This is a genomic window from Mycobacterium sp. (genome assembly GCF_035623875.1).
Taxonomy (GTDB): domain Bacteria; phylum Actinomycetota; class Actinomycetes; order Mycobacteriales; family Mycobacteriaceae; genus Mycobacterium.
On record NZ_DASPSP010000312.1, the window covers coordinates 1 to 2629 of the forward strand.

The window sequence follows — 2629 nt, forward strand, 5'->3', positions numbered from 1 at the left end:
CTCCGTCAACTCTTCGAGTTCGTGTGTCGCGTCGGCGAGGATCTGAGCCAGCACCGCGTATTTCGAGTCGAAGTAGAAGTAGAAGCCCGAACGGGCCACCCCCGCGCGGTCACTGATCGTGCTCACCGACAACTGGGCGAAGGGCCTTTCCTCGAGCAGTTCACGCACCGCCTGCACAATGGCCTGCCGCTGCCGATCACCCCGTCGTCTCGGCACCGGCACTACCGCGCCTGGATCAGCCGCCCTGCCGGCCTCCTGCTCGATGCGCACCCTTCGACCTTGCACCACGCCACGCCCAAAAGGAAACTTGACAGCCGTCAAGTTTCATCTCAGGATAGCAACTGGTGACGTCTGCCACAACGCCGGTTGATGCCGGTCTACGCTCACCGCAGCCGTCGAGGGAGGAACGTCAGAAGTGTCGAAGGCGACCATCAGCACCCCGAACTACCTGCTCGATCAGGCCAAGCGCCGACTGACCCCGTCATTCAACAACTTTCCCGGCATGGCTGCCGTCGAACAGCGGCTACTGAACACCGACTGGACACCGAGGAAGCTCGCGGATCCGCCGCCGGGCAGCGGGCTCAAGCCGGTCATGGGCGATCGTGGCCTGCCGGTCCTCGGCCACATCATCGAGATGCTGCGGGGCGGGCCGGACTACCTGCTATTCCTGTACCGAACCAAAGGTCCCGTCATATTCGGTGACTCACCGGTCCTGCCCGCCGTCGCGGCGCTGGGTCCCGACGCAGCCCAGATCGTCTACTCCAACCGCAACAAGGACTACTCCCAGCAGGGCTGGGTGCCGGTGATCGGGCCGTTCTTCCACCGCGGCCTGATGTTGCTCGACTTCGACGAGCACATGTTCCATCGGCGGATCATGCAGGAGGCGTTCGTCCGCTCCCGACTGGTCGGCTATGTCGAGCAGATGGACAAGGTCGTCTCGCAGGTAGTGGCTAACGACTGGGTGGTCAACGACTCACGTTTTCTGCTTTACCCGGCAATGAAGGAGCTCACCCTCGACGTCGCGTCGATGGTGTTCATGGGTCACGAACCCGGCACCGACCATGAGCTGGTGACCAAGGTGAACAAGGCCTTCACTATCACCACCCGCGCCGGAAACGCGATCATCCGCAGCAGCGTGCCGCCGTTTACCTGGTGGCGCGGTCTTCAGGCGCGTGAGCTGCTCGAGAACTACTTCCGTGAGCGCGTCATGGAGCGCCGCGGCAAGGAAGGCAGCGACCTACTGACTGTCCTGTGCCACACCGAGGACGAGGACGGCAACAGCTTCTCCGACGAGGACATCGTCAACCACATGATCTTCCTCATGATGGCCGCGCATGACACCTCGACATCGACCACGACGACGATGGCCCACCACCTGGCCGCCAACCCCGAGTGGCAGGAACGCTGCCGCGACGAATCCGATCGGCTCGGCGACGGTCCGCTGGACATCGAGTCACTGGAGAAGCTGGAGTCACTTGATTTGGTGATGAACGAGGCGATCCGGCTGGTGACACCGGTGCAGTGGGCGATGCGCCGGACTGTGCGCGACACCGAGTTGCTGGGCTACTACCTGCCTGCGGGCACGAACGTCATCGCGTACCCAGGGATGAACCATCGCCTGCCGGAGATCTGGACGGATCCGCTGAAATTCGACCCCGACCGGTTCACCGAGCCGCGCAGTGAGCACAAACGGCATCGCTACGCGTTCACGCCGTTTGGCGGCGGCGCGCACAAGTGCATCGGGATGACGTTCGGCCAGCTGGAGATCAAGACGATCCTGCACCGGCTGCTGCGCCGGTACCGGCTTGAGTTGCCCCGCGCGGGGTACCAGGCGAAATGGGACTACGGCGGTATGCCGATCCCGATGGACGGCATGCCGATGGTGCTCCGTCCGCTCTAGCGCGAGCAGACGCAAAACCCTCACGCCTCGGCGTGTCAGGGCTTTTGTGTCTGCTCACGTGAGATCCGCATACAGCCGGTTGGCGCAGGCGATGACTGCGCCCAGCGCCGACTGCGTCGGGTCCTCCGACCAGCCCATCGCCCACTCGGCGCGGCAGCCGTCAGAGCCCTGGATGAAGGTCGCGGTCGTGTCCTCTGACCGCAGCTGATGGAACCGCAGCATCTCCACGGCGATGCCGTGGTCGTAGAGCATCGCGGTCAGCGCGGCCACCGGGCCTGTCGCCGTGGCGGTCGCGGTCTCGCTGCGATCGCCGAACCCCAGCGTGGCCCGGAATGTTCGGGCCTGTTGGCCCAACCGGGTGGCGGGACGCTCGGTGTCAGTGCATTCCCAGTGGCCCAAGCGCACTGGTCCGGCGCTGGGAGCGTAGGTGGCGGTGAAAGTGCTCCACGACATGGTGTCGGCGTCCTCCCGGATTCCTCGCGGTAGCGAAATGCCGTCGAAGCGGACCGATGGCGATTCGGGTGGAGCGGGCGCCGTCTCGGCGCCACTCGGAAATCTCAGGTCGGTGATTGTCATGTGCCGGTCTTCTCTGGTCTGCAGTGGTGACCGACGGGTAGTAGCTTCCGACCCACAGCGGGGGGTCGGTCTGGATCAGACCCCGCTGCGGGTACTGGCTACTACGAGAAGACCAAAAAGGCACCGCACGATCGCCGAGAGTAGACGCTGATC

3 protein-coding genes are annotated in these 2629 nt (G+C 64.3%); 1 reads left to right on the forward strand and 2 read right to left on the reverse strand.

What is annotated here, in order from left to right; all coding sequences use genetic code 11:
* Positions 1-264 (reverse strand): helix-turn-helix domain-containing protein (locus VEI45_RS25165; RefSeq protein WP_324857112.1); only part of this gene is annotated, 264 nt, incomplete at its 3' end.
* A gap of 151 nt (positions 265-415) precedes the next feature.
* On the opposite strand from VEI45_RS25165, the gene VEI45_RS25170 reads away from it, so the two are divergent.
* A complete protein-coding gene (locus VEI45_RS25170; RefSeq protein WP_324857360.1) occupies positions 416-1900 on the forward strand; it encodes a cytochrome P450 in 1485 nt (494 codons plus the stop codon).
* 54 nt (positions 1901-1954) lie between these two features.
* On the opposite strand, the gene VEI45_RS25175 is transcribed toward VEI45_RS25170, so the two are convergent.
* Positions 1955-2476, reverse strand: coding sequence for a homocitrate synthase (locus tag VEI45_RS25175; RefSeq protein ID WP_324857362.1), 522 nt, complete (start codon positions 2474-2476; stop codon positions 1955-1957).
* Positions 2477-2629: the final 153 nt, after the last annotated feature.

Bases quoted from the DNA above. Each gene is read 5' to 3' on its own strand.
- VEI45_RS25175 (WP_324857362.1), bottom strand. From the start codon at position 2,476: ATGACAATCACCGACCTGAGATTTCCGAGTGGCGCCGAGACGGCGCCC.